This is a genomic window from Nocardia acidivorans NBRC 108247, from assembly GCF_001625085.1.
Classification (GTDB): Bacteria; Actinomycetota; Actinomycetes; order Mycobacteriales; family Mycobacteriaceae; genus Nocardia; species Nocardia acidivorans.
In genome coordinates, this window is record NZ_BDAW01000063.1 from 21,304 (window position 1) to 39,331 (window position 18,028).

Annotated in this window: 16 protein-coding genes; 12 read left to right on the forward strand and 4 right to left on the reverse strand. The window is 67.0% G+C overall.

Going from position 1 to position 18,028, the window contains the following annotated elements:
- Positions 1 to 276 precede the first annotated feature (276 nt).
- The 4 genes from NA10_RS27670 (at position 277) to NA10_RS27685 (ending at position 3,859) form a co-directional block, all read left to right on the forward strand.
- Positions 277 to 585: a hypothetical protein gene (locus NA10_RS27670; protein ID WP_067573109.1), complete on the forward strand. Its 309-nt coding sequence runs from the start codon at positions 277 to 279 to the stop codon at positions 583 to 585.
- A gap of 205 nt (positions 586 to 790) precedes the next feature.
- Positions 791 to 2,473 (forward strand): alpha/beta hydrolase, encoded by a 1,683-nt coding sequence (locus NA10_RS27675; RefSeq protein WP_157556776.1) that lies wholly within the window; start codon positions 791 to 793, stop codon positions 2,471 to 2,473.
- A 162-nt stretch (positions 2,474 to 2,635) separates the two neighbouring features.
- Positions 2,636 to 3,268, forward strand: a complete 633-nt coding sequence (locus NA10_RS27680) for a hypothetical protein (RefSeq protein WP_067573113.1) — start codon at positions 2,636 to 2,638, stop codon at positions 3,266 to 3,268.
- Between the two features lie 129 nt (positions 3,269 to 3,397).
- Complete coding sequence (locus tag NA10_RS27685; RefSeq protein WP_067573168.1) at positions 3,398 to 3,859, forward strand: DUF2231 domain-containing protein; 462 nt, start codon at positions 3,398 to 3,400, stop codon at positions 3,857 to 3,859.
- A 67-nt stretch (positions 3,860 to 3,926) separates the two neighbouring features.
- Here NA10_RS27685 and lexA read toward each other — a convergent pair whose 3' ends face one another.
- On the reverse strand, positions 3,927 to 4,628 hold the full coding sequence (lexA, locus tag NA10_RS27690) for a transcriptional repressor LexA (RefSeq protein WP_067573170.1): 702 nt from the start codon (positions 4,626 to 4,628) through the stop codon (positions 3,927 to 3,929).
- A 301-nt stretch (positions 4,629 to 4,929) separates the two neighbouring features.
- On the opposite strand from lexA, the gene NA10_RS27695 reads away from it, so the two are divergent.
- The 3 genes from NA10_RS27695 (at position 4,930) to nrdR (ending at position 7,503) form a co-directional block, all read left to right on the forward strand.
- Positions 4,930 to 5,337 carry a hypothetical protein gene (locus NA10_RS27695; protein ID WP_157556777.1) on the forward strand — a complete coding sequence of 136 codons (408 nt, stop codon included), beginning with the start codon at positions 4,930 to 4,932 and terminating at the stop codon, positions 5,335 to 5,337.
- 376 nt (positions 5,338 to 5,713) lie between these two features.
- Positions 5,714 to 6,928: a hypothetical protein gene (locus NA10_RS27700; RefSeq protein ID WP_067573119.1), complete on the forward strand. Its 1,215-nt coding sequence runs from the start codon at positions 5,714 to 5,716 to the stop codon at positions 6,926 to 6,928.
- A 95-nt stretch (positions 6,929 to 7,023) separates the two neighbouring features.
- Complete coding sequence (gene nrdR / locus NA10_RS27705) at positions 7,024 to 7,503, forward strand: transcriptional regulator NrdR (RefSeq protein WP_067573120.1); 480 nt, start codon at positions 7,024 to 7,026, stop codon at positions 7,501 to 7,503.
- A gap of 109 nt (positions 7,504 to 7,612) precedes the next feature.
- Here nrdR and hrpA read toward each other — a convergent pair whose 3' ends face one another.
- Positions 7,613 to 11,989 carry an ATP-dependent RNA helicase HrpA gene (gene hrpA, locus NA10_RS27710; protein ID WP_067573122.1) on the reverse strand — a complete coding sequence of 1,459 codons (4,377 nt, stop codon included), beginning with the start codon at positions 11,987 to 11,989 and terminating at the stop codon, positions 7,613 to 7,615.
- A 137-nt stretch (positions 11,990 to 12,126) separates the two neighbouring features.
- Here hrpA and NA10_RS27715 point away from each other — a divergent pair, with 137 nt between their 5' ends.
- A complete protein-coding gene (locus tag NA10_RS27715) occupies positions 12,127 to 12,768 on the forward strand; it encodes a Pr6Pr family membrane protein (protein WP_067573124.1) in 642 nt (213 codons plus the stop codon).
- A gap of 1 nt (position 12,769) precedes the next feature.
- On the opposite strand, the gene NA10_RS27720 is transcribed toward NA10_RS27715, so the two are convergent.
- Positions 12,770 to 13,225: a GNAT family N-acetyltransferase gene (locus NA10_RS27720; protein ID WP_067573126.1), complete on the reverse strand. Its 456-nt coding sequence runs from the start codon at positions 13,223 to 13,225 to the stop codon at positions 12,770 to 12,772.
- Positions 13,226 to 13,282: 57 nt separating this feature from the next.
- A complete protein-coding gene (locus NA10_RS27725; protein ID WP_067573128.1) occupies positions 13,283 to 13,972 on the reverse strand; it encodes a MerR family transcriptional regulator in 690 nt (229 codons plus the stop codon).
- Between the two features lie 257 nt (positions 13,973 to 14,229).
- Here NA10_RS27725 and NA10_RS27730 point away from each other — a divergent pair, with 257 nt between their 5' ends.
- The 4 genes from NA10_RS27730 to NA10_RS27745 all read left to right on the forward strand — a co-directional run bounded on the left by NA10_RS27730 (position 14,230) and on the right by NA10_RS27745 (position 18,028).
- On the forward strand, positions 14,230 to 14,673 hold the full coding sequence (locus tag NA10_RS27730) for a hypothetical protein (RefSeq protein ID WP_067573130.1): 444 nt from the start codon (positions 14,230 to 14,232) through the stop codon (positions 14,671 to 14,673).
- Positions 14,674 to 14,720: 47 nt separating this feature from the next.
- On the forward strand, positions 14,721 to 15,617 hold the full coding sequence (locus tag NA10_RS27735; RefSeq protein WP_067573131.1) for an ROK family protein: 897 nt from the start codon (positions 14,721 to 14,723) through the stop codon (positions 15,615 to 15,617).
- Between the two features lie 206 nt (positions 15,618 to 15,823).
- Positions 15,824 to 16,948, forward strand: a complete 1,125-nt coding sequence (locus NA10_RS27740; RefSeq protein ID WP_067573133.1) for a GAF domain-containing protein — start codon at positions 15,824 to 15,826, stop codon at positions 16,946 to 16,948.
- 66 nt (positions 16,949 to 17,014) lie between these two features.
- The gene (locus tag NA10_RS27745; protein WP_245677941.1) at positions 17,015 to 18,028 is read left to right on the forward strand and encodes a conjugal transfer protein; all 1,014 of its coding nucleotides are present in this window, start codon (positions 17,015 to 17,017) and stop codon (positions 18,026 to 18,028) included.

The following is an 18,028-nucleotide window of genomic DNA, read 5'->3' on the forward strand; positions in this document are numbered from 1 at the left end:
GCCGCGTGACTGAGCTGTGCCCCGCGACTTGGGCTACGCCCCGCCATACCGGCGGTGCCCTCGACACCGGGGCTGGGCACCCCGGCGTTCAGGCAGCGTCCCTCGTCCTCCCGGCGTGCTTTGGCCGGGATCCACACGGTAAGTGCGAAGCCGCACCGCATCCGAATCCGCGGAGCCGCGCCTGTGGATAGCGAATCGTTTATCCACATTCTCGATTCGCGCCACCTCCACGGCCGCTTCGCGATCTATCGTTGGACTTCGACAGAGGGGGAACTCATGGGGGATATGTTGCGCGCCGACCTGGAAGCCTTGCGCGTCATGGCGGCTGCGGTACGCGTCGAGGCGGAGACGATCGCCGGTATCGATCCGGTGGATCTGATCGCGAAAGTCGCCCGCTCCATGCCCAATTCGGCAATCGGCTCGGCCGCCGCCGGAGCGGGTGAGCCGATTGTGGCGGCCCTTCGCGATCTCGCCGATCGGCTGACCTCGCTATCGGGCGTGGTCGAGCACGGGGTGAAGTCCTACGAAGAGGTAGACGCGGCGCTGGGCAACCAACTCGACAGGTACACGCGCGGGCTGCCCTAACTCGGTGCAACAGCCGCCTGGCAGGTGGCCGCGGGCAGCTGGGCCGCCCGGGACCGCCGTGCTGCTCGAAACCGTCATGGTGCCGCAAGCTGCCGTAGTGCCAGGAGTCGTCGCGGTGCCGGGAGATCCTGTGGTGCCGGGAGATCTTGTGGTGCCGGGAGATCCTGTGGTGCCGGGAGATCTTGTGGTGCCGGGAGGAGGAGGGGTGGGTCGGGCCACCATGTCGCAGGTGCGCGGCTGGCATCCGGAGGTCGCCGGTGTTGCCAGTGACGCCGTCGTGGAGGCGAATCGGCGGTTCACCGATGGCATGCGCGCGGTGGCACGGCGGATGGATGCGGTGGTGCTCGGCTGGCGGGGGGCGGCGGCCACGGCGGGGGAGTTGCGGGCATTGGCGGCGCAGTGGAGTGCGAACCATATCGGCGCGGCGATGGTCGATATCGCCGACGCGCTCGCCGATGCCTCATCGCTCGCGCAGCTGTGCGCGCTCGTCCGGGAGATCGAGCGCGATGCGACCGCCAACGGCTGCGTCATCGCCGAGGACGGCACCGTGGCCGCCCCGCGGGCCGATACCGGTAGTGGCGTACTGGATCTCGTCCTCCAAGGGTGTTTCGACGCGAAGGCAGCGGTCCTGCAGGCACGCCTGCTGCCGCTGCTGGACTACGCGGGTGAGACCGATCAGCGCGTCGGCGCGCGCCTGGCCGCCGCGGTCGAAGCATTGATCAGCCTACGCACGGACCCGTACGGCGCGCGCCGCGACGACCGGGTGACAGCGATTCTCGACGGCGATGCCTTCCTGCCGGAAGAACCGAAAGCCCTCGCGGCCCTGTGGGATTCGCTGACACCCGCGGATCAGGACGCCCTCTTCGCCTACGACCCCGCGATCGGCGATCGGGACGGTCTGCCCGCGGTGGCGCGGGACTTCTACAACCGCGCCGACCTCGACCGGCTACGCGCCACCGCGACCACCGATCTGAACACGCTGAACGCACAACATCCGGATTGGGTGCGGGAGCGGAACTTTCCCGATACCGCGCACGACTGGCGCACCCTCGGCCGCTGGGACGACGAGCGCACCCGGACCCGCACCCGGCTCGCCGATTACGCGGCGACGACCGCCGCCCTCGCCCCGCCCGAATCCGGCCTTCCCCCACGGTTTCTGCTCACCGTCGACAATCGCGGCCACGGCGCGATAGCGCTCAACAATCCGGACACCGCCGCCAATATCGCCACCTTCGTCCCCGGCACCGGCTCACCGCTGGCGGGCATCGGTGCGGGAGTAGGCCGTGCCCGCGCCCTGCTGGATGCGGCGACGAAAGCCGATCGCACCGCCCGCACCTCGGTCATCGCCTGGTACGGCTATGACACCCCGCCCGCCCTCGGCAGCGCCCTGCGCGATCGCTACGCCGATGACGGCGCGCCCGCGCTGAATGAATTCCAGTCCGGATTGCGCGCCACCCACGACGCCCTGCCCGCCCGCAACACCGTCATCGGGCACAGCTACGGCAGCACGCTTATCGGTGTGGCCGCTGGTCACGGCAATTCCCTCGCCGCGGACAATGTGATCTTTGTCGGCTCACCGGGTGTGGAGGTCGACCGCGCCACCGAATTGCGCTTGGACGGAATCGATCCCGCACACAATCGCGAACACGTCTTCGCCACCGCCGATCCGGCCGACCCCATCCCGAAATTCGGACATTTCATCCATGGTGTCGATCCGGCCGATCCCGATTTCGGCGCAACGGTTTTCGGCTCCGCGGGCGCGACCCTGAATCTGCCGTTGCTCCGTGAACTCCCGATCGATCCCTGGGCGCACGGCAACTATTGGGATACCTCGAATCCGGCACTGCGCACCCAGGGCGAGATTATCGCCGGACGCTATCGGCCCTGATCGCCACCGGCCGGGAAACCGTCCACCAACAGTGCACAGAGCGATTGCGGAGTCATAGCGGGAGTGCGAGCAGGGTATGAAATGGCCAAGTGACCAACTTGGTCTGAAACGGTTGGGTTCATGCTAGGGTTCCCGGCAGTACAGGCGGGAAATCGGAGACAAATGCGCACCGAGAACATCAACAGGAAGTTCAAACTGCATGACGAGCGCAGGATCGCCGCGCAACTTCCCGAGCAGTTGCAAGGTCTTGATGTCGTCGGTTTTGTCAGAGTCGATGAGTTTCCGGTGGAGTTGCTGAACTCGTTCGGAGAGTTCGCCAGTGCCACCGTCGACCCCTACACCCGTATCTATCGAAATGCCCAGCCCAATCGGATAGACGCCTGGTTGCTGGAGTTGCTGCGACACGGCCGCATTGGTGACCGTTTCTATCTGCGCACCGGTATGGAGTACTTCCCGTGGGCGGATTGCCGGGTCCTGGACCATCGCTGGCTGGACTCGCTGCGCCGGGTGATCGGCCCGAATCAGGGCTTCATCTCCCAGGACAAGACCTCGGCCGCCATGACCATCGGCGCACAATACGAAATGCTCGGCTTTCTGCGCCCGATCCCGCCGCCCGGCGTATTCGAGACAGCTAACGCCAATGAACAGACCGTCCTGCTCTCGCCGGTCGCCGCACCCCCGGCCGATAACGAGACCACCCGGCTGATCTCCCGTGTCGAAGCCGAAACCCAGCGCATCACCCGCGAGCCCGGCCCGATCGTCGACAACCTCCCCGGACCGGGCGAACTGCTCTGATCCGGCGCGCCTGATCCGGCGCGCGGCGCGAGTCGGGTCGCGTGCGGTGATTCCGCGGTCGAACCGTGGACGGTCGCACCCCGTTGTTCTGGTACCAATAGACGATTGTCGAACAAGGGTGCCGAATTCATGTGGTCAGTCAGCGGGTTGCCCGTCCACGTCCTGCTCGTCCACGGCATTGTCGTGCTGGTGCCCTTGACTGCGACGCTGGTGATCGTCTGCGCGCTGTGGCCCGCGGCCCGGCGCAGATTCATCTGGCCGACCGCGGCGCTCGCGGTCCTGGTGACGGCATTGACGCCGGTGACCATCGAGGCGGGGGAATGGCTTCAACAGCGACTCGGCTCCACACCCGCGATCGACAAACATGTGCACCTGGGCGGACAGATGCTGTATTTCGTTGTCCCCCTGCTGATTACGGCCGCACTCGTGGTGCTGGTACACGTACGGGAGGGGCAGGGTAAACCGCTCGGGCGAGCCGTGGTCGCGGTCGTGGCGGTGCTGGCGGTGGCGGCCGGAGGCGCGGCCACCGTGCAGACCTATCGCGTCGGCGACTCCGGCGCGCATGCGGTCTGGAACGGCGTGATGAATTGATTCCGAGAATGTCGTGACCCGGCGCCCGGTCTGCGGGCGGGCGCCGGGTCACGACAATCCGGCACGGTCAGACCTTACGGATAACCGTGACGACCTTGCCGAGGATCTGGGCGTCATTGCCCGGAATCGGCTCGAACAGTGGGTTGTGCGGCATCAGCCACACCTGGGAACCGGTGCGCTTGAACGTTTTGACGGTGGCCTCGCCATCGATCATGGCGGCCACGATATCGCCGTTCTCGGCCACATTCTGCTGGCGGACCACCACGAAGTCGCCATCGCAGATGGCGGCCTCGATCATGGACTGACCGACGACCTTCAGCAGGAACAGCGAACCCTCACCGACCAGTTCGCGCGGCAGCGGGAAGACATCCTCCACCGCCTGCTCGGCCAGGATCGGACCACCGGCGGCGATTCGACCCAGGACCGGGACATAGGTGGGGATCGGGTGCTCGCCGGTGCTGTCCGGTTCCGTGCTCACCGAACGCAATTGCGCCACACCGGAACCCGCGCGCATCGCGGTCTCGTCCAAACCGCGCACGTCCACCGCGCGGGGTCTGTTCGGATCGCGGCGTAGATAGCCCTTGCGTTCCAGGGCGCGTAGCTGATGCGCCACCGAGGAGGTGGAGGTGAGGCCGACGGCGTCACCGATCTCCCGAATACTCGGGGGATAACCGCGGTCGCTCACCGAACTCCGGATGACCTCCAGCACCTTGCGCTGGCGGACGGTGAGATCCGTCCCCGTGCCGGATGTTTCGGTACCGTCTCCGATCTGGTCGGCTGGACCGTTGTCACCCTCCACAGCGCCGTGTTCGCTCACCGCCGCAGTCCTCCGTTCACCGCTGTGTCTCACCGGAATTGGCCTCCGAGGCGATTCGCACCGCCCTCCGGAGATCTCGTGCCTCGACTGTAGACCGAGAGTCCCGACTGATCAAACATCTGTTCGACGCATGTCGTGGAAATACGTGACCTTGTCGGTGGATCGTGGTAAAAATTCGAACATCAGTTCTTCGAACACATGAGCGAGTCAACCGTCCAGGGTCACCCGGTACATCAGCCAGGAGGTTTCTTCGATGCGCACTGTGATCAGCGAATTCGACACCATCGGAAGCGATTTCGGCTTCGACAGCCTCCCCCGGGAGGTGCGTGCCGAAACCGCCCCGGCCGATGTCGCCGACACCGCGTGGCGGCCCGCCGTGGATCGTCGTCCGTGCCGGGCGCGCGTGCAGCCGGTGAGCCGTGATCGCGCGCGCGTCGGCCGCCCACATGTGGTGACACGCCGGACGATCGGACGCTCGCGGGGCGCGCATCCGCTCAATCGCGTGCAGCGCGCGCAAATCGGCTTCGCGGCACTGGCGATCACCGCGCTCATGACCGCCCTGGCGGTCGCCGGACTGGTCGCCCTCGCGCAATTACGCGCCGGTGAGTTCGGTGCGCAGACGACCTCGGTCGTCGATGTGGTGCCCGCGCCCGCGCGGTGATCCGATAGGCCCGGTGCCATCGGGCGGGCCCGCACCACGGGGGAAGGCGGTGCGGTCGCCACGGGGTTGCGGGCGCGGTCACCACGCAATAGCGGAGTACGTGCCGCAGACGGCCCGGTAACCGGCAGGTCGAGGCCGGATTGTCGAATAGGGGTGGACGGCCATCGCGAGTGGCCGTAAATGCAGATTGAAAACTGAAACGCGTTGCTACGGTGCCCCAAATGTGACAGCCGCAACACTGCGCCGATCTCCAGGGACCGGCGGGATCGCATAAGGGGACACCATGGCGCAGGGCACCGCCCGCACGCGGGTAGGCGTACACGAACCACAGCGACCGCACCGTCGCGGCCGGGGCAGGGCCGCACGATATCGGGGGATGGCGGGTCCGGTTCGATTGGTCGTCGTGCTCGGCGCACTGCTCCTCGGACTCGTCTCGACTCCGGTGGCGCAGGCCGAATCCGGTTATGCCGCATACCTTGATCTGCCGTCGGTCAATGGCGACGGCTCCGGCGGCGGTGGCCTCAATCCCGCGTTACCACTGGATCCGGACGAGTTGCTGACCGCGCTCGAACAGGCGCGGGCGGCGGGCATCGCACCGCGGCGGTATGCGACTCTGCTGCACCAGTATTGGCTGACGGTCGCCACCCGCAATGCCGATATCGACTTGGCCGCATGGGATCCCCTGCGCGGGGTGCCGGAGAACTCCCGCACCTTCATCCAGGTGTACGTGAACTACCTGCGGCTCGATAATCAGCATCCGGACTACTACTGGGTCGGGCTGGCCGGGCTGGCGGGCGGCTCCTTCGCCTCCGGTTTCTTCGACATGGGTGATGTGGCCACCATTGTGAGCGTGCCCGGCGTACACCAGGTGGGCAGCGCGGTCGCGGATCTGCTGCGCGGCACGCCCGCCGAACTTGTGGATCTGCTGCCCGCCGATATCCGGACCCTCGGCACCGAGGGCGAACGACTCACCGCCGACGACCTGGCCTGGTATCAGACCCGGCTGATGATCATGCAGAAGCACATCTTCATCGACCAGGTGCCCATGCATGAGGCGTATGCCGCCGCGGGCCTGGCCGGCGTCGAGGAGATGTACCGGGCCGGAGTGCTCGATGAGAACGCCGTCACCGCCTGGCGCGAGATCGACGGCGGCACACCCGCCGGACTCGCCGATGCCGCCCTGCGCATGACCGATCGCGAACAGAACCAGATCATCGCCGACCAGTGGGATGTCACCGCCGCCGGTCGCGGCCCCATGGGCCGGGTCATGACCTATGTCAGCACCGTGGCGGGCAAGGCCGCGGTACCGGGTGTACTGGCTCCGGGTGTGTTCGCGCCCACCACCATCACCGCGGGGAATATGGCATTGCGTGCGCCACTGCCCGATTTCAATTGGGCCGATCGCGACACGCGGTGGAATTACATCACCCATGACCTGCTGCCCCGCTACCTGGAACTCTGCGCGAACGAGCCGCTCGCGAGACCTGTTCTGGCAGAACCGTTCACGGCGAAATTGGCCGCCGGCCGACTGCTGCGCCGGCTCCCGGATCTGCTCGGTGATCTCACCGCGCAGTGGCAGCTCACCACCTGATTCGGGCCGCTCACCCGGGCGGACGCACAGTGACCTCGTCCGTCCGGGTATCCTCGAGATTGCTGAGGAGCCCAGGCCCCGACGAAGGATCCCGGATGCATTGCCCGTACTGTCGCCACCCCGACTCGAGGGTGGTCGACTCACGTGAGGCCGAAGAAGGCAGCGCCATCAGAAGGCGACGTGCCTGTCCGGAGTGTGGGCGACGGTTCTCCACGGTCGAAACCGCGATCCTGTCGGTGGTCAAACGCAGCGGCGTCAGCGAGCCGTTCAGCCGCGAAAAGGTCATTCGCGGTGTGCGCCGCGCCTGCCAGGGCCGCGAAGTGGACGACGACGCCCTCAACCTCCTCGCCCAACAGGTCGAGGACGCGGTGCGCGCCAAAGGCGCCCCCGAGGTACCCAGCCACGAAGTCGGCCTGGCCATCCTCGGCCCCCTCCGCGACCTCGACGAGGTCGCCTACCTACGCTTCGCCTCGGTCTACCGATCCTTCAGCTCCGCCGAGGATTTCGAACAGGAGATCGCCTCCCTCCGCAAACACCGCGCCGAAAACGCCGTCGGCGCAGCGGCTCCCAAGTAGCACGTACACCCGGTCACTCGGACCTCACCCTGTCATCCCGGCATGTTGGTGGCCGGAATCCACTGGCCGAGGATGGATTCCGGCCAAAACGCTCCGGGATGACGAGCTGTCAGCGTTTGGCCGGTGGTCTGCGGGCGGCGTCGATGGCCTTCTCGATGCGCTTGGTCGACACCGCGTAGGGGGTGCCGAGTTGCTGGGCGAAGAGGCTGACGCGGAGTTCCTCGATCATCCACCAGATTTCGAGCACATCGCGGCCGTTGCGGCGGCCCTCGGGCAGGAGTTCGAGGAGGCGGTCGTAGGCCGCGTGCACGCGATCGAGTTCGATCATGCCCTGGCGGTCGCGATTGGCCGCGGCCGGCAGCGCCTCGAGACGTAGGCGGGCGGCCTCCAGGTAGCGGGGGAGCTCGCGCAATCGGGTGCTGCCCCACTCGGAGACGAAGCCGCGGAAGACCAGGTCGTCGAGCTGGTGCGTGACATCCTGTGCCGCTTCACGATCCCGGGTGTCGGCCAGGGCGGCGCGCACGCGATGCGCTTCGGCCAGGACCGGGACCACCAGGCGCACCGTCTGGGCGACAGTGGTGGTGAAGTTCGGGCGGATCTTCTCGATGAGCGCCTTGAACTGTTCCGGGCTGCGCACCGGCCCACCGGCTTTGGCGATGAGCTCATCGGCGGCGCAGGCGCGGCAGTCCTCGATGAGACCGTCGAGCGAACCGTACGGATTCTGGCTCAGCGCAAGGCGATCGGTGGGCGGCAGCGCCGCGGTCACCGAACGGGCCGAGGTGGGAAGGGCATTGAGCACCAGGGTGCGGGTGCCGGTGCGCATGGCCGCGGCCTGTTCACCGGGGGAGCTGAGCACGCGCACGGCGACGCCCTCACCCTCGGGAACCAGTGCGGGATAACCGGTAATGGTCTGCCCGCCGACCTGCCGGCGCACCGTGGGCTCCAGGGTGCCGAGTGATTCGGAGGTCCACACGGCCGCCGGGGCGCGCTCGGCGGCGGCGGTCGCGCGCGCCACCGACTTCGACACCTGCGGTGCCAGACGGGTTTTCAGTGCGGCCAGACTCTTGTCGCGGTCGACGATCGCGCCCGCCCCATCGGTTGCCGCGAAGGTCATCCGCAGGTGATCGGGCAGCGCCGTCACATCGATATCGGCAGGTGCGATGGTCACCGAACCCAGGCGCGACAGTTCCCGCGCCAACCCGGTGCGCAGCGGCTCCGCGCGCGGAGTCAGCGCCGCCAGTGCGGCATTCGCGAAATCGGGTGCGGGCACCACCATGCGCCGCAACTGCTTGGGCAGGGTCTTGATGAGCGCGGTGGCGAGTTCCTCGCGCATACCCGGCACCAGCCAGTCGAAGCCGACCGCGCGCACATGCGCCAGCTGCGGCACCGGAATGTGCACGGTCACACCGTCATCGGCGGTGCCCGGCTCGAATTGATAGGTGAGCGGCAGGATCAGCTCACCCTGCCGCCAACTGTCCGGGAAGGCGGTCGGATCCAGCAGCGCCGCATCCTCGTTGACCACGGTCGAGGCGGTGAAGTCCAGCAGTGCCGGATCCTGCTTCTGCGTCTTGCGCCACCAGCTGTCGAAATGCCGTACCGACACCACATCGGCCGGAATCCGCCCGTCGTAGAAGTCGAACAGCACCTGATCGTCGACCAGGATGTCGCGCCGCCGCACCCGATGCTCCAAATCGGCCACATCGTCGAGCAATTCGCGATTCCGCTCGAAGAACGCATGGTGCGTCTGCCACTCACCCTGGACCAGGGCATGCCTGATGAACAGCTCCCGCGAGAGCTCCGGATCAATTCGCCCGAAGTCGACGCGCCGCTGGGTGACCAGTGGAATCCCGTACAGCGTCACCCGCTCGTACGCCAGTGCCGCACCCCGCTTGGACGACCAATGCGGTTCGGAATAGGTGCGCTTCACCAAATCCCCGGCCAACCGCTCGGCCCATTCGGGCTCGATCCGAGCCGCCGTGCGCCCCCACAGTCGCGAGGTCTCGACCAGCTCCGCCGCCATCACCCAGCGTGGCGCCTTCTTGGCCAATGAGGATCCGGGGAAGATCATGAACTTGGCATTGCGGGCCCCGAGGAACTCCCGGCTCTCCGCCTCCCGCACACCGATATGCGACAGCATCCCCGCCAGCAGCGCCTGATGAATCGAGGTCACATCCCACGGCATGGCCTCATCCGCCGCGGCGGCTTGTGCGGCGAGCCGCACCGACAGACCCGAGCCGCCCGCGTCACGCCCGCGGGCCTGTCCGGCTCTACCGGCATCTCCGCCCGCCGAGTTCCGGCGCGAGTTGGCGGACTTGCTCGGAGCCCCTCCATCGGGGGCAGCGGCGGACCCCGCCGCACCCGCCTGACCGGATCCTGCTGTGCCGTCGGCGTCGTGCCCCGCCCGCCGACTCGAGGTGCGCCCCCGTTCCGGACCATTGCCGCCGGAGTTTTCCGCGTCGTCGCCGGTCCGCGATGTATCGGGGCCGTTCGGTCGCACGCCGCCACGCCGGTTCCGGCCGCGTCTGCCCTCACCTCGCGAGTCGCCGGATCCTTCGAAATCCGTCTCCGACGGCGGTGTATCGCTCGCGGATTGGAAGCCGTCGGCGGACCAGCCGAGGCCGCGGGTAATGGTGCGGAGTTGGCCGTGCAGGTCCTGCCATTCGCGAATACGCAGATAGTGCAGGAATTCATCGCGGCACATGCGGCGGAACTGGTTGGAGGACAGGTTTTTACGCTGTTCGCCGAGGTAGTCCCAGAGCTTGAGGTAGGCCAGGAAATCCGAACCCTCGACGGTGAAACGGGCGTGCTTGGTGTCGGCGGCCTGCTGGAATTCGACCGGGCGCTCGCGCACATCTTGAATCGAGAGCGCGGCGACGATGATCAGCACTTCGGCCAGGCACCCGGTGCTATTGGCCTCGACGAGCATGCGCGCCATACGCGGATCCACCGGCAGCTGCGCCATTTCGCGGCCGATCGGGGTGAGAACCAGTCCGGCGTCCGGGATTTCGGCGCGGTCGGCCTCCTCGGTGCGCCGAGCCAGCGCCCCGAGCTCCTCGAGCAGCGCGATGCCATCGCGAATCGCGCGATTGTCCGGGGCCTCCACGAACGGGAAGCTCTCGATATCGCCGAGTCCCAGCGCGGTCATCTGCAGAATCACCGCGGCCAGATTGGTGCGCAGAATCTCCGGTTCGGTGAACTGCGGCCGTGATTCGAAATCGTCCTCGGAGTACAGCCGGATGGCGATACCGTCCGCCACACGACCGCAGCGACCCGAGCGCTGCCGCGCCGAAGCCTGCGAAATCGGTTCGATCGGCAGCCGCTGCACCTTGGTGCGCATCGAATACCGCGAAATACGCGCGGTACCGGGATCGACCACATACCGAATACCGGGCACGGTCAGCGAGGTCTCGGCCACATTGGTGGCCAGCACGACTCGACGACCGGCGTGGTTGCTGAACACCCTGTGCTGTTCGGCCGCCGACAACCGCGCGTAGAGCGGCAGGATCTCGGTGCGCGGCAACTTCATATCGCGCAGGGTGTCCGCGGTATCGCGGATCTCGCGCTCACCCGACAGGAAGACCAGGATGTCCCCGTCCCCCTCGGCGAGCAGCTCGCGCACCGCGTCCCCGATCGCATCGGTGGGGTCGCGATCGACGATCCGGGTGTCCTCGTCATCGGGATCATCGGAGGTGAGCGGAACCTCCAGCGACAGCGGCTGATACCGGATCTCCACCGGATACGACCGCCCCGACACCTCGACAATCGGTGCGGGCGCGCCGTTCTCATCACTGAAGTGCCGGGCGAACAGCTCCGGATCGATGGTGGCCGAGGTGATGATCAGCTTCAGATCCGGCCGCTTGGGCAGCAGCTGTTTCAGATACCCCATCAGGAAGTCGATATTGAGGCTGCGCTCATGCGCCTCATCGATGATGATGGTGTCGTAGCGGCGAAGTAGCCGGTCCCGCTGGATCTCCGCGAGCAGAATGCCGTCGGTCATCAGCTTGACCAGTGTGCGATCCGAGGCCTGATCGGTGAAGCGAACGGTATAGCCGACCACATCGCCGAGTTCGCCGCCGAGTTCCTCGGCAATGCGCTCGGCCACGGTGCGCGCGGCCAGCCGCCGCGGCTGGGTGTGCCCGATGGTCCCGCGAATACCGCGCCCCAGCTCCAGGCAGATCTTGGGCAGCTGGGTGGTCTTACCGGAACCGGTCTCACCGGCCACGATCACGACCTGATGGGCCGCGATGGCGGCGGCGATATCGTCGCGGCGCGCGGAGACCGGCAGCTGCTCCGGATATCGGATGGCGGGTACGGCGGCGCGACGGGCATCGACGCGGCGCTGGGCGGCGTCGATATCGGCTTCGACTTCGGTGAGGTCGCCGCCGCGGACCTTGTCGAGACGCCGACGCAACCGGTGTTCGTCGCGGATCGAGAGGTCGGCCAGGCGGGAACGAAGCTCGCGAGAGGTGGCGGCGGTCCTGGTCATTGCACCGTCAAGCGTAGCGAAGTCATTGCCCGGGCCGCTCGTCGCGGTGGTGCGAATCGCTCGAATGTGATTGCCGCATGTGTGCTGTATCGGCGTATCGTCCGCATTTCGCCGCTTCCCCGTGCGACCATCGGCCCATGGTTGTTACCGCCGGGACGCCGATGTGGATCCGTGTACCGCGCATTGCCTTCGGCTTGTTCGGTCTCGCCGCGCTGCTGGACATACCGCTGCGCAATATCGGAGTCGATGGCTACTCGTATGCCAACTTCTTCAGCTACTTCACCATCCAGTCCAACATTCTGGGCGTGCTGGTGCTGTTCATCGGCGGTCTGCGGGACTCGGCCACGCGGGCCTGGCAGCTGTTCCGTGGCGCGGGCACCCTCTACCTGACCATCACCGGCATTATCTACGCCGTCCTGCTCGCCGAGGTGGACGTACAGATGGACGGCCAGTGGACCAATGCGGCCCTGCACAAGGTCATGCCGCTGGCTATCCTGCTGGACTGGCTGATCATCCCCGCCGGAATCAAACTGGCTCCGAAGCTGATCGGCTGGTGGCTGCTCTATCCCATCGCGTACGGCGTCTACACCCTCATTCGCGGCCCGATCGTGGACTGGTACCCCTACCCGTTCATCGATCCGCGGAGCCAGGGCTATCTCGCCATGTCCGGCAAACTGGTGCTGATCGTGATTTTCTTCGTGATCCTGGCCGCGGCGGTGGTGGCGCTGAACGGTTTCCTGGCCCGCTTCTGGCGCGAAAGCCGCACGCACGTCAGCTGATTCAGAGTTCACGAGTCATGAACACACTGTGCGGGTCGTCCGTGTACTCGGCGAACGGCCCGCAGCGCTCGAAACCGTGCCGCTCATACAGTCGCACCGCCGGGGTGTAGAACTCCCCGGCCCCGGTCTCCAGACTCACCCGCGAATACCCCCGCGCCCCAGCCTCTTTCATAATGTGCCGTAGCAGCGCCGAGGCCACCCCGCGCCCCCGGAACGCCTCGGTCATCCGCATCGACTTGATCTCCCCGAACCCCGGATCATGCTCCTCGAGCGCCCCGCACCCGGCGAGTTCCTCCCCGTCCCACACCGACCACGCCGTCATATTCGGCTTCCGGAGCGCTTCCACATCCAGCGCGTGCATACTGTCCGCCGGCGAGTTCGCCGCCATCTCGGCCACATGGGCCTCGAGCAACCCGATCACCTCGGCCCCGGACAGATCGTCCACCACAATGCGCATACCCCCAGGTTACCGATACCGATCGGTCTGGAAGATGCGCGGTGCGCCGCTCGGGGTCTACTGCGCCGGTTCGCCGGACTGCGGATCCGTATGCCGGGACAGCACCTGATCGATCAGCTCGGCCGCCGCGCGATTGGTCATCAGCCGCGCGATGGCGATATTGGTCTCGAAGTCATTGCGATCGGCCGGCGTGCGATCCGATTGTGCGAAGGGCTTGCCCGCCAGATGGAAGAACAGTTCGGCGGCATAGCGGTCCACCGCCTGATCGACATCGGCCCGGAAACGTTCGACCAGGCTGAAGGCGGCCGAAGCCGGGAGACCGGCGTCGATCAATCGGGTCGCGAGATCGCAGCACCGCGGATTGGCCAGCCGATAGGCCTCGAGCGGATCGGTGGCGGCCAGCGCCTTGTGCATGTACTCGGGCAGCTCCGGAGAGGGGGTCGCGGGTGCGGCCGCCGCAGTGGCGGATTCGTCGGGTGGATCCGGTACGCCGAGGATTTCGGCCAATCCGTCACCGCGATCCCAGGCTTCGAGAAGTTCGCGAATGCCGTTCAGCTTCATTCCCCGGCTCAGCAGCCTGCTGATGGTCTGCAACCGGCTCAGGTGGTTGACGTCGTAATAGCCGATACGCCCGCGCACGTCGGGGGAGGGTAGAAGGCCGCGTTCGTGATACACACGGACGCTGCGCACGGTTGTATCGGCAACCCGTGCCAGTTCATCGATGGTGTATTCCACTGTGCCGATCATCCTCAGGAATCCAGATCCGGGCTGGTTTGCAGTACCGAATGTATCGAGCCGCTACACAACGATGCAACATAACCGGACCTAAGTCAATGTGCCGTTATATAACGGCGTAAACCTTGCGGGGCAGACACATGTCGGTTAACGTGCCTCTACCGGCTACTACAGCCGCTTCCAGGGACTGCTGGATCAGCCCTGACGACCGCCCGATAAGTGGGACGCGACCGAATCGCGTTGTGCCCCCATGTTTTCCGGAGACGGCTATGAGCATCACCCGCACCAGCGCCCTGAGCGGGGTTTCCCTCGCGACGACCAAGGTCGCCGCGACTCCGATTCGCTCCAATCGCCCGCCCTGCGCGGAGATCCCGAATGCCTGGGACCTCGACGTCGGCACGCCCGAATCCTGGCGGATGGCCGTGGAGATCTGCCAGAGCTGCCCACTGCTGGCCCAATGCGAGTCGCTGGCAAAGACATTCATCGCCCGCGGCGACGCGCCCCGTGCCATGATCTGGGCCGGTGTCGGCTACGACAACGCCGGCAAGGTGGTCGAGAATCTCGACCGGCATCGCATCGCGCCCGTCGATCGCAATCGGCCCATGCGGATCATCCGCAATGGTCAGGGCACGAACCGGGCCGAGCCCGCCTTGCCCGCGCCGCGTCGGCACCTCGTGCTCGGTCAACCGCTGCGGCCCACCGGCACCGCCTAGCTCCGCCCCGCTGATCGATTGGAAACCCCTGTGATGGTGGATAACTCATGACCGTGCTGGCCCTGGAAGTGGGCGCCGCCGGGTTCGCGGCCGGGCAGGTGGCCGATGACGTCGGCGCCGAGGAGATCCGGCGGGTGCCCCTGCCCTCGGGCGCGCCCTGGGACAGCTGCCGGGAGCTGCTGCTCGAGGTGGCGGCGGGCTCCCAGGTCACCGCCCTGGGCATTGCCTGCTCGGGGCCGGTGGATATGGCCGCGGGGGTGGTCGCCTCCACCGAAATACCGCAGTGGCGAACGGGTTTCGCGATCGTCGACGCCGCACGCAAGGTCTTTCCCAAGGCGAATGTGAGCATCGCGCTGGACGGGGTCTGCCTTGCCCTGGCCGAGCGCAGCTTCGGTGCGGCCCAGGACGTGATGGACTCGCTCGCCATCTCGGCTGCGGAGCAGATCAGCGGAGGTATGACCGTCGGCGGCTTCGCGGTGGTGGGGCGCACCGGGAATGCGGGCAGTATCGCGCATACCCTCGTGCCCGGTTTCGACGAGCGGTGTGAATGCGGCGGGCACGGTTGTGTGCAGGCGGTCGCGAGTGGTGCGGCGATCCGCGCGTGGGCGCGGGGGCAGGGCTGGTCCGGGGACTCGCTCGCGGCGCTGCTCACCGCCGCGCAGGAGGGCGACGGTATTGCGGTCGCCGCACTGGGGCGCGCGGGAACCGCGCTGGGCAAGGCAATTTCGTCGACGGCGGCCCTGCTCGACCTGGACCTGGTGGTCATCGGCGGCGCGATGGCGGCGGCGGGTCCGGCGCTGTGGAAACCGCTGGCTGGGGCGGTCTCGGACCACGCCAGGTTGGGCTATCTCGCCGGATTGCGGGTGGTGCCTTCGGCTCTGGGGGAGTTGGGCGTGCTGGCGGGTGCGGGCGTTCTTGCCATGTTCGGGGAGAAATCGTCGTGACGATCGCGCCGGTCGGCGGGCAGTGCTGTGTGCACGCTACCGGGCGGTTAACCTCGAGCCCGGTTGATTTCGAATAGGTGAATTCCATTGAACGTACCGCTAGATAACGGTACATTGTTTGGGTGGGAAACTCTCCTGGATCTCCGAATCCTGAGTCGAAGCCGGGACCGCCGAGCGAAATGCGAAGCGGCCCAGCCATCCCCTGGATGTCGGCGGAGACGCTGACATCCGACGCGCTCACAGTAGCCTCGGTGGGGAGCTCGGCGCGCGACTTCGCCGCGTGGCAGCGCGTCCTACAGCGGCAGCTGGCCAAGACGCCCGCGCTCTACCAGGGCCTGACGCCCGCCGGTATCACCGACGCCGTTCATGCCGTGCGTGAACGGGCCACCGAGTTCAAGCTGACCGTGCCGAGTCGGTCCGGCCCGCACGCACTCTGGGCGCGACCGGTGCTGGGTCCCGCCGGGGATGTGCACGGGGTACAGCTCTGGATGGGACCGGCCGCGGAATTCGCGCTGGTCCCGCCCGCGGCGGCCGGGGCCATCTGGGATCTCGAATCCCAGACGCTCGCCATGCCCAGCGGCATTACCGAACTGACCGGATTCGCGGCCGAGGATTACGTCCCCAGGATGTCCATCGCCGAATTGTTCCAGCGGGTCTCGGGATTCGACCGCCACGCCGAGGTGCTGGACCTGCTGTACGAGGCGAAGGCGGGCACCAGGCTGCAATTCGATGCCACCGTCACCAGCGCCGCGGGCCGGGCGGGCCGATGTCGCTTCACCATTCGCGGCCGCGACGACGGGCGGGCACGGGGAGCGTGGTGGCTGATCGAGGATGTCACCCCCGAGCAGCCCGTCACCTACCGGCCCACATTGGAGAACATCGGGCTGCGCGAAGCACATCGGCGCGCGGGCACCCACCTGGCCGTAATGCATCTCGAACACATCGGCATCGCGCACTGGCTGACCGATCCGGCCGCGTGGATCCGATGGGACTATCTCTTCCGCCCCGGTGATGTCTTTCATCCCGCGGATCGGGAGCAACTGCTCGCCCTCGGCGAACAGGTCCGGGCCGGGTACACCGCCGGCGCGACGGTGCGCACGCTGGACTACCGCGGCGGTTATACCTCCAGTTCGCTGCTGCTCTACCCCTATCCCGGATACTCGAGCCGACCGCTGGCAATTGTGCAATTCGTTTGTGCCGGAGATTGTTCCCCACAGCCCGAACCGCTGTGCGATAGCGCCGGAATACCGCTGGCCGGGGCGCCCATCGGCTATGACGAACAATTGCGCTTTCGGCTCACCGGGCGAAAGGGCAGAAAGGCGCACGCCTGAATTCATTCCCAGAATTGGGAGTACCGCCGAGTAACGTTGCGCCACTTGATCTCTACCATTTCGATGGTGAGCGTAACGAGTGGTAGACGGGCAGATTCCGGTGCGGTGCTGCTCCGCCGCATGGCCGCCCGGCGCCGCCGGGACAATATGGTCGTCGTAATACTCGCGACGCTGGCGGTTTTCGGCGGCGGGCACGCGATACTTGACGCGTTCTCCGATCCGCCACCGGGTCCCTCGGAGAATTCGACGGTATCGCTGATCGGCAGATCGCAACTGGCGGAGTCCTTCGCGCGCGACTTCATTGTCACCTATCTGAGTGCGTCTGCCGGACAACAGGATCGAATCCACGAATTCGTCGGCAGCGCACAGCAGGCCACCCTGCCCACGGCCGGCCGTCCGGTGAGCGATCCGAGTGTGGTGTACGTCAGCCGCGAACTCACCAGCGGGGGAGTGGACGTGTGGGGCGTCACCGTCTCGGTCCGCATCACCCGCAGAATCGGTGCGGCGGCGGATGATTCGCGCCAGTGCTACCAGGTGTCGGTGGCGATGGTCGAGGGCCGGATGCGGGCGCTGTCGCTGCCCGCCGCGGTCGAACCACCGGGCCACGGCCCCGATCTGGCACTGAACTATGGCGCGACCTGCGCCGCGGATACCCCGCTGGCCCAGGTGGCCGCCGGATTCCTGCAGGCGTTGCTGACCGGGACCGGTGATATCGCCCGCTACACCGTTCCGGCCTCCGGTATCGCCGCACTGCGTCCGGCCCCGTTCACCTCGGCGGACACCGCCGTGGTCAATGCCGACGACGCGACCTGCGGAGCGAGCGGATCCACCGCGCGGGTACTGGTTTCGGTGAACCCGAAGCTCGACGGCGCGGGCACCCCGACCCTGGCCTATCCGCTGACCATGCTTCGCGAGGCCGGGCAGTGGCAGGTCAAATCCGTGGATTCGGTGCCCGCGCTGCATCTTCCACTCACCGCGGGGGCGGCGCAGTCGCCCGGCGGCACGGGCGCGCCCACCACCACGACCACGGCCAAGGGGCCGGCGAGTGCGGCGCAGGTGCCGCAGGCAACCCAGAACTGA

Excerpts from the sequence above, each read along its gene's own strand:
- NA10_RS27670 (WP_067573109.1), top strand. The coding sequence starts at position 277 with ATGGGGGATATGTTGCGCGCCGACCTGGAAGCCTTGCGCGTCATGGCG.
- NA10_RS27680 (WP_067573113.1), top strand. The coding sequence starts at position 2,636 with ATGCGCACCGAGAACATCAACAGGAAGTTCAAACTGCATGACGAGCGC.
- NA10_RS27685 (WP_067573168.1), top strand. The coding sequence starts at position 3,398 with ATGTGGTCAGTCAGCGGGTTGCCCGTCCACGTCCTGCTCGTCCACGGC.
- NA10_RS27695 (WP_157556777.1), top strand. The coding sequence starts at position 4,930 with ATGCGCACTGTGATCAGCGAATTCGACACCATCGGAAGCGATTTCGGC.
- NA10_RS27700 (WP_067573119.1), top strand. The coding sequence starts at position 5,714 with ATGGCGGGTCCGGTTCGATTGGTCGTCGTGCTCGGCGCACTGCTCCTC.
- nrdR (WP_067573120.1), top strand. The coding sequence starts at position 7,024 with ATGCATTGCCCGTACTGTCGCCACCCCGACTCGAGGGTGGTCGACTCA.
- hrpA (WP_067573122.1), bottom strand. The coding sequence starts at position 11,989 with ATGACCAGGACCGCCGCCACCTCTCGCGAGCTTCGTTCCCGCCTGGCC.
- NA10_RS27715 (WP_067573124.1), top strand. The coding sequence starts at position 12,127 with ATGGTTGTTACCGCCGGGACGCCGATGTGGATCCGTGTACCGCGCATT.
- NA10_RS27720 (WP_067573126.1), bottom strand. The coding sequence starts at position 13,225 with ATGCGCATTGTGGTGGACGATCTGTCCGGGGCCGAGGTGATCGGGTTG.
- NA10_RS27725 (WP_067573128.1), bottom strand. The coding sequence starts at position 13,972 with ATGATCGGCACAGTGGAATACACCATCGATGAACTGGCACGGGTTGCC.
- NA10_RS27730 (WP_067573130.1), top strand. The coding sequence starts at position 14,230 with ATGAGCATCACCCGCACCAGCGCCCTGAGCGGGGTTTCCCTCGCGACG.
- NA10_RS27735 (WP_067573131.1), top strand. The coding sequence starts at position 14,721 with ATGACCGTGCTGGCCCTGGAAGTGGGCGCCGCCGGGTTCGCGGCCGGG.
- NA10_RS27740 (WP_067573133.1), top strand. The coding sequence starts at position 15,824 with ATGTCGGCGGAGACGCTGACATCCGACGCGCTCACAGTAGCCTCGGTG.